At 64.6% G+C, this 7,513-nt stretch carries 8 protein-coding genes and 1 tRNA gene; 5 read left to right on the top strand and 4 right to left on the bottom strand.

The window, feature by feature from the left end:
- Positions 1 to 186: hypothetical protein (locus K5Q19_RS20845; RefSeq protein WP_292948035.1), on the top strand; the 186-nt coding region annotated here is incomplete at its 5' end.
- 19 nt (positions 187 to 205) lie between these two features.
- Here K5Q19_RS20845 and K5Q19_RS20840 read toward each other — a convergent pair.
- From K5Q19_RS20840 to K5Q19_RS20825, 4 genes are all read right to left on the bottom strand, one after another.
- Complete coding sequence (locus K5Q19_RS20840; RefSeq protein WP_365760456.1) at positions 206 to 874, bottom strand: NnrU family protein; 669 nt, start codon at positions 872 to 874, stop codon at positions 206 to 208.
- 76 nt (positions 875 to 950) lie between these two features.
- Positions 951 to 2,297, bottom strand: a complete 1,347-nt coding sequence (locus tag K5Q19_RS20835) for an amidohydrolase family protein (protein WP_292949222.1) — start codon at positions 2,295 to 2,297, stop codon at positions 951 to 953.
- A complete protein-coding gene (locus tag K5Q19_RS20830; protein WP_292949226.1) occupies positions 2,294 to 3,625 on the bottom strand; it encodes an amidohydrolase in 1,332 nt (443 codons plus the stop codon). The genes K5Q19_RS20835 and K5Q19_RS20830 overlap by 4 nt, the downstream gene beginning before the upstream one ends.
- A gap of 77 nt (positions 3,626 to 3,702) precedes the next feature.
- Positions 3,703 to 5,508: a peptide MFS transporter gene (locus K5Q19_RS20825; protein WP_292949220.1), complete on the bottom strand. Its 1,806-nt coding sequence runs from the start codon at positions 5,506 to 5,508 to the stop codon at positions 3,703 to 3,705.
- A gap of 232 nt (positions 5,509 to 5,740) precedes the next feature.
- Between K5Q19_RS20825 and K5Q19_RS20820 the strand changes: the two genes are divergently transcribed.
- The 4 genes from K5Q19_RS20820 to K5Q19_RS20805 form a co-directional block, all read left to right on the top strand.
- Positions 5,741 to 6,103 (top strand): GntR family transcriptional regulator, encoded by a 363-nt coding sequence (locus K5Q19_RS20820; RefSeq protein WP_292949219.1) that lies wholly within the window; start codon positions 5,741 to 5,743, stop codon positions 6,101 to 6,103.
- Between the two features lie 179 nt (positions 6,104 to 6,282).
- The gene (locus K5Q19_RS20815; RefSeq protein WP_072384737.1) at positions 6,283 to 6,564 is read left to right on the top strand and encodes an integration host factor subunit beta; all 282 of its coding nucleotides are present in this window, start codon (positions 6,283 to 6,285) and stop codon (positions 6,562 to 6,564) included.
- Between the two features lie 127 nt (positions 6,565 to 6,691).
- Positions 6,692 to 6,776, top strand: a tRNA-Leu gene (locus tag K5Q19_RS20810).
- 363 nt (positions 6,777 to 7,139) lie between these two features.
- Positions 7,140 to 7,513, top strand: a 374-nt coding sequence (locus tag K5Q19_RS20805) for a PilZ domain-containing protein (RefSeq protein WP_292949215.1), incomplete at its 3' end; no start/stop codon positions are given.

Genomic DNA, 7,513 nt, shown 5'->3' with positions numbered 1-7,513 from the left:
AGCGACGAGGGCCTGACCGACGCCGGCCTGCGCATCCGCACGATGCGCCTGCCCGACGTGTTCCAGGACCACGACGCCCCCGACAAGCAGTACGACACCGCAGGCCTCAACGCCCCCCAGATCGTCGATACCGTGCTCAAGGCCCTCCGCCACAACAGCGCTGGCGTCCAGGAAGCAAGGGCCTAGCCGCGCGCGGCCAGTTGTCTCAATACTGTTCGAGCCAGATCCAGAGGCCTGCCGGGATAAATGCCATCTTGAGGTGCAGCCAGGTCAGCAGCATCCAGACCGGGATTGCGGCGATCCAGTAGAGCTTGAGCTCGCCGAAAGCGGCAGGGTTCGGAAGGAAGGATGTGCGCCGCATCCAGACCTTCCAGTCCACGCCATGAAGCGCCGCCTTCTTGGCGTCCTGTCCGATCGAGCCGATCACCGCCAGCGCGATCACGCCGCCGGCGAGGATCATGGTGCGCACGCTCGGTGCCACGATGATATGCGCAACACCCCAGAGCGTGAAGGCCGACATCATTGGATGCCGGGTGACCTTGAACACACCGCTCGGCAGCCGCGTCGACAAGCCGGCAACATCCGTGCCTGCCAACGCCGGATTGCCGACGAGCGAGGCCAGAAACAGCACCGACGCTACCAGGGTGAGCAGCGACGCGAGGATCCATGGCACCAGGGCTTGCCCGTCCCAGAGCTGCGGCAAGGACGGTGCCTTGCCGAAAGCAATCACCGCAGCGCTGAACGTGACCAGCGAGATGATGGAATAGAAGCCCAGAAACCCGCCTTGCCCCATGAGGCGAACCATCGAGGCGCGCCAGGGATGGGACATCAGGAGGTGTGTTCCGACAAATGCGGACATGCCTACAGCTAGCATCACAGTTGCTGTATCCACGGTTCGGTCCTCTTCCGTGTTCTTCGTTCTTCTTACACAATGCGACGGCTTCGCGGGCTCATTCGTACGCTTTGGGCAAAGCCCCCTCCGTGGAACGTCGGTATCTCTGACGCAACCGGGATTGATGGTTGACCAATGATTGCAAACTTCCGGCAACATATATTGTAACTGGAGCGGACGCTACCTCCAGCGGATCACCGTCCCAAATTACGATATCCGCTGCGAGTCCGGGCTTGAGACTGCCGAAAACCGCGCCCTCGCCAAGGATGTCGGCCGGGATCGACGTGATGGCCGCGAGCGCCTGCCCCCAGCTCAGTCCGGTTGCTCCCGGCAAGCGTGACAGGCCGACGAGATTGCCGGCAAACTGGGGCGCATAGCGCGGCTGGTCGTTTTCGTAGAAACCGCCGAGCGCCACTTTCACACCCGCCGCCGTCATCCGGCCCACATTGGACTGGGTGACGGCAAGAGTCTCGAACGTGTTCGGCAGGTCGGCCAGCGCGCTAGCCAGCACCGGCACCTTGGCTTGTGCGATCTCGCCCGCGACGCGCCAGCCCTCGCCGGCCCCGACAATCACCAGCCGCAGCGCCGGGAACTCCCGGCCCAGAGCGAGCACGCCGCGGATGTCCGCTGCGCGCTCCACATGGACGAACAGCGGCTGCTTGCCGGTCACGACAGGGATCAGCGCAGCAGCATCGGCACGGGTTAGCAGCGCATCGGTCGGCTGCCCTGGCGCATCGCCATCCGCTGCCTTGCCCGGCTTGCGCTGTGCCAATTCGCGCGCTTCCCGCAATGCGTTGCGCAGCAGCGCTTGCGCCGCGACCCGGCTGCCACCGGCAAGCTCCGCACCGCGCTCGCCCAGTTCGACCACCTGAAACGCGCGCGACTTGACCATGCCCGGCCCGTTCGCAGCCAGATCGATCACGGCTCCCTGCCCCGCGAAGATCGCGTTCGCGGCCAACGGAGCCACGCCCGCGCGGGTAATCCCGCTGGCACGGCTGATGGCGACTGGCGGTGCATCGGGATCAATCGCGACCGACACGTCAAGCCCGGCTGAAAAGCGCGCGGTACCGGCATAGCTGTCGTTGCTTTCGTCGACCGCGCCGACATCCACGAGGCCAAGATCAGTCATCGCCGTGACGAGGCCGGGCGTGACCCATTTGCCGGTGCCATCGATCACCGGGATACCGGCGGGGACAGCCACGGACTTGCCAGCGGCAACGATCCTGCCGCCCCGCACGACCAAGGTCCCGCCCGGGATCGGCGCGCTGCCGTCACCGACGGCGATCGTGGCGCCCGTTACTGCAAAATCGCCGGAGGGCAGCGCTGGAGGCGCATCGGCAGCGCGGGCCGGAAGCGCGGTACCGGCCAGCAGCAGGACGGCGGCGAGAAGAGCGCTCCGCTTCACTTCACGTCTCCCTCACCCGGCAGGCCCAGTTCAAAATCGCTGACCGGTCGCCGTTTCGGATCGCCGAGATCAAACAGCAAGGCGCCATCGATCCACACTTTCTCGGGCCGTGAATAGACCGACAGCGGATTGCCGTTCCACAGCACGACATCGCCCATCTTGCCTTGCGCAAGGCTGCCGGTCTGCCTGTCGATGCCGAGCGCCTTCGCGGGGTTCAGCGTGATCCAGCGGATCACTTCGCCATCGGGAATCGTGATCCCCATCCGCTTGCCGGCAGCGCGCGCCTTGGCGGCTTCCTGATTGAGCCGCTGGATGCCGTTCGCGTCGTCGGAATGGATGATCACGCAGGCGCCCTGATCAGCAAGAAGAGCGGCGTTTTCGGGAATGGCATCGAAGGCTTCCATCTTGAAGCCCCACCAATCCGCCCAGATCGCGGCGCAGATGCCGTTGTCGCGCAGCAGGTCGGCGATCTTGTAGGCTTCCACCGCATGGTGGAACGCGGAAACCTTGTAGCCGAACTCCTTGGCCATATCGATGACCTGCGCCATCTCGTCGGCGCGGTAGCAGTGGTTCTGGACGAGGATCTTGCCGTCCAGCACATCGGCCATCGTGTCCATCGCGAGGTCGCGGTCGGTGAGTTTGCCCTCGGCGCGCTTCTTGCGGTATTCTGCGGCCCTGATCCACGTCTGCCGGTCGACCGCCATGTTCCCCATGCGGGTGGAGGGCATCTGGCCCTTCCCGCCGTAGACACGCTTGGGGTTCTCGCCGCAGGCCATCTTCATGCCATAGGGCGCACCGGGGAACTTCATGGCCTGCACTGTGCGCGCATAGACGTTCTTGAGCACGACCGAGCGCCCGCCAATCAGATTGGCCGAACCCGGCAGGATCTGCATCGTGGTCACGCCGCCGTTGGTCAGCGCACGGCTGAAGCCAGGGTCCTGCGGCCAGACGCTGTGTTCGGCCCAGACTTGCGGCGTTGTCGGCGCGGTCGCCTCGTTGCCGTCCGAATGCGCGGCAACTTGCGGACTGGCATAGACCCCGAGGTGGCTGTGGATGTCGATCACCCCCGGCGTGACGAACTTGCCTGTGCCGTCGATGCGCCTGAAGCCGTCGGGCACCGCGAGCCGCGCATCGCCGACGGCCACGATCCTGCCGCCCTTGAGCAGGACGGTGCCGTTCGCGATCTCGCCGCCCGTGCCGTCGAACACTGTGGCGCCGACGATTGCGGTAGGGTCGCCCGGATAGGGCTTGTAGGTGGAAGGATAGGGGTTCTCCTGCCAGACCGGGCCGGTGGCCGGGGCCGGTTTGGTCTCCGCCATGCCAGCCATCGGCGAGGCAAGCAGGGCAAGCGCCGCCAGACCATGCATGGCCATGTGGCCCATCGCTCGTATCGCCTTGATTCCCGTCACTTCACACCATGCATCAGCCGCTTCATCGGTACCGAAAGCGCCAGCAGGATCAGGCCGATCACTGCCGATACTTCGCCGATGGTCTGGAATACGCCGACGTAGGTCTCAAGGCTCACCTTGAGGTTGGTGACTTCGCCGCCGACCGTCTCCACGCTGGCGAACTGTGCAACGACGCCCGCGACATACTGCGCGACCGCAATCGAGAGGAACCAGGTTCCCATCATCAGCCCGACAATCCGGGCGATCGAAAGCTTGGTGACCATCGAGAGACCGACCGGGGAAATGCACAGCTCGGCCATCGAGTGGATCAGGTAGAGCCCGGCGAGCCACCACAGCGCAACCTTGAAATCGGGCCCGGCAAACTGCGCGCCCCACACGAGGAAGAGGAAGCCCGCGCCCACGCCAACCAGCGCGAGGCCGAACTTGACCGGGATGCCCGGCTCCAGCCCGCGCGTCGCCAGCGCTCCCCACAGGACCGAGAACACCGGCGCCAGCATGACGATGAACAGCGCATTGAAGAACTGCGTCTGCCCGGCGGTAATCGAGAACAGGCCGAACACGCTCATGTCCGTATTGCGGTCTGCGAACAGGGTCAGCGAGGAGCCAGCCTGTTCGAACAGGGTCCAGAACACGGTGTTGAAGGTGATGAGCACGATGGCCGCAACCATCATCTCGAACTCGCGCTTGTCGCCATTCTGCCACGACCACAGCAGGATGCCGGGGATTGCGACGATGAAAGTGCCGAACATGATCTTGCCCATGATCGGCAGGCTGGCGATGTAGCCGGCAAAACCGCTGCCTTCGGGCGGCTTCACATAGGCCATGAGGTTGGCGAACAGCAGATAGGCAAGCGGGATCGCCAGGATCGCGCCGGCATAGACGAGCATGTCGCGCGAGGGATTGGCGCCGGTTGGCCGCTCGCCAAAGCCATCGAGCTTGCCACCATCGAACTGGAATAGCAGCCACGAGACCGCCATGCCGGCCGCGGCGAGCGCGAAGCCCGCCCACCAGCCGAGCCCGCCCCACGAACCCATGCCCACTGCCAGCAGCGGGCAGAGGATCTGCGAGAACAGCGAGCCGAGGTTGATCCCCATGTAGAATATGGTGAAGCCCGCATCGCGCCGCCGGTCGCCCTGTTCGTAGAGCTCGCCGACAATGGTCGAGATGTTCGGCTTGAAGAAACCATTGCCGACCGTGACGAAGGCAAGGCCGGCGATCAGGAGGAAGGTATAGAGCGGATTGCGCTCGCCGCCCGCCTCGAAACCGCCGGCCGGAATGCGGCGCGCCTCGCTGCCATCTTCACGCAGGAGCGAGACGGTCTTGTCTTCGTTGCCCTTGATCCGCAGCATGGTGCCATGGTCGCTGACATATTGCTTGCGGGCCTCGCCGCTGCCTTCGACCGTCACTTCATAACGCGTGCCCTCGATCGTGGCATAGGGCTTGGCCGCGCCGCCGGTGCTCGAGAAGCAGAGCACGGCATAGCCCAGGCTCATGAGAATGGCGCCGAACTTGACCGAACGCTTCGAGCCGAGGAACCGGTCCGCCATCATCCCGCCGATCAGCGGGGTGAGGTAGACCAGCGCGGTGAACCCGCCGTAGAGGCCGGCAGTCGTCGTATCGCTGAACAGGAAATGCTGCGCGAGATAGAGCGTGAGCAGCGCGCGCATGCCGTAGTAGCCGAACCGCTCCATCGCCTCGGTGGTGAACAGCCGCGCCAGCTGCGCCGGATGACCAAACCAGCTGGCATCGCGCTTGGCTCGTATCGTCGCGGCGTCGACTGCGGCTTCAGGCGATTCTGTCATGGTGTGAAAAAGCTCCCCTCGCGCATCCTGTGCGGAATTTGCCCGCAAGATTAGCGCCAAACCGCGTCTTGGAAAGGTTGTTGTCACAGGTTTCCCAGCGGAATCAGGGCGCAAGGTTGTTTCGTGCGCAACCTGCGCCTCGCCGGATCCGGCAGGTCGCGAAATCGCCAAAGGGGTGAAATTTTGTTACGCTCGGTTGCGCGTCTCGCTGTATTATGGCACCGCATCACCTATGGCATCTTCGAGCTCATCCGCGGGCCGGCCCGTCTATCTGAAGCTGCGCGATCAGATTGCGGCCGCGATTCTGGATGGCACGTTTGCGGAAGGTGCCATGCTGCCGTCGGTACGGGCCTTTGCTGCGGCAGAAGCGGCGAACCCGCTCACGGTTGCCAAGGCCTATCAGCAGTTCCAGGCCGAAGGGCTCGTGCAGGTCCAGCGCGGCGTCGGGATGTTCGTGGCACCGGGTGCGGCAGAGACGCTGCGGGCGCGCGAACGCGAAGCCTTCCTGCGCCACGAATGGCCCGAAATCACTGCGCGGATGCGGCGCCTTCATCTCGACCCGGCAGCGCTGCTTGGCAAGCCGGAACGAACCTGAGCGCGCCTTGTGCTAATCCCTTGCCGCATAACGATTGACGGGTTGCCGCACGGGCGACGCTCTGGCACACTTGCGAAGCTCCAGCGGACCGGGACTCGCCCGGAAGGAGTGATGTCGGCGGCACGGATCAAGCCCAAAGGGCACCCGTTGTTTCCGGCAACTAAGTAGGGGGGATGCGGATGATCCGATCCGAATTGTTGCAGGCGCTTGCCAAACAGAGCCCAGGCATGCGCGGCGAAGAGATCGAACGCGTGGTCGACGTGTTCTTCGACGAGATAGCGAAGCGCCTTGCCGAAGGCGGCCGCGTGGAACTGCGCGGCTTCGGCGCGTTTTCAACGCGTGAGCGCGACGCGCGCAAGGGGCGCAATCCTCGGACCGGCGACTCCGTCGAGGTTCCGGGCAAGCGCGTGCCCTATTTCAAGCCCGGCAAGGACATGCGCGTGCGGCTCAACGCCGAGTAAGGCAGGCTGGCCGGGGGTAATCCCGGCGGCTTCCCGGCGTCCAGACGGCACCCACCGGCGCGAGGAGCGCGTCGGGCGTTGCCGTGACTGCTGCTCTGTGCCATCGCGCCGGGTCTACCCTTGATGCGCGGACGTGGCGGAATGGTAGACGCAGGGGACTTAAAATCCCTTGAGCTCAGCTCGTGCGGGTTCGAGTCCCGCCGTCCGTACCAGGTGGTGCGGACCCGCCGCAGGTTCGCAGCGGGTCTGCCTCGCCGTATGAGGCTCTTCCACCGTCGCAGCGCAGCCCGTTCAGGGCCACGTCCAAATACGTGCTGCCTCCGGGGCTAACGGGCGCCGCCCACACACCTGCAGTAGCCCTGACACGTATCTTCAAGGCCCAGAAAGCCGAAGCCTGAGTGGTTTGGTAACCGGGGCGCCTTACCTCGGGTAACAACATGTCAATGATCAGTGGGTTAGAAGGCTGCTTGCACAGCGGAGCGCGTGTCTGTCCGGAAGGGTCCGGACGGGGACGCGAGGGGAATCAAGGCTTGGCACAGGATCAGCAGCTGCCGGGGAGCTCCCGACAGAATCAGATGGGTGCGCCCCCCGGTTCGGAGCATCGCTCCGCACCGCGCTATGCCTTGCTGATTCGCAGCGCAAAGATCATTGCTGATGGACGAGAATTTCTCTGCATTATCCGCGATGCTTCGGCCACGGGCCTCAAGATCCGCCTCTTCTCGCCCTTGCCGCAAGCGAAGGAGCTTGCCATCGAGCTGATGACCGGCGATCGCTATGCGGTCGAGTTGATCTGGCATGCCGATGACTATGCCGGGCTCCGTTTTCCGCAGGAAATCGACGTAGAGCAGCTGCTCGACGAGTCGCGCGGCACGTTCCCCAAGCGGCAGATCCGCCTGCAGATCGCACTCAGCGGCGTGCTGCATTCCGGGGGCGAGGCCGTGCCTGTGCT

The organism is Novosphingobium sp., assembly GCF_019748365.1.
In the GTDB taxonomy this organism is placed as follows: Bacteria; Pseudomonadota; Alphaproteobacteria; order Sphingomonadales; family Sphingomonadaceae; genus Novosphingobium.
The sequence above is the reverse complement of the archived record's forward strand: the minus strand, read 5'-3'. Positions and strand labels throughout refer to the sequence as shown.

Excerpts from the sequence above, each read along its gene's own strand:
- K5Q19_RS20840 (WP_365760456.1), bottom strand. The coding sequence starts at position 874 with ATGCTAGCTGTAGGCATGTCCGCATTTGTCGGAACACACCTCCTGATG.
- K5Q19_RS20830 (WP_292949226.1), bottom strand. The coding sequence starts at position 3,625 with ATGGCTGGCATGGCGGAGACCAAACCGGCCCCGGCCACCGGCCCGGTC.
- K5Q19_RS20825 (WP_292949220.1), bottom strand. The coding sequence starts at position 5,508 with ATGACAGAATCGCCTGAAGCCGCAGTCGACGCCGCGACGATACGAGCC.
- K5Q19_RS20820 (WP_292949219.1), top strand. The coding sequence starts at position 5,741 with ATGGCATCTTCGAGCTCATCCGCGGGCCGGCCCGTCTATCTGAAGCTG.
- K5Q19_RS20815 (WP_072384737.1), top strand. The coding sequence starts at position 6,283 with ATGATCCGATCCGAATTGTTGCAGGCGCTTGCCAAACAGAGCCCAGGC.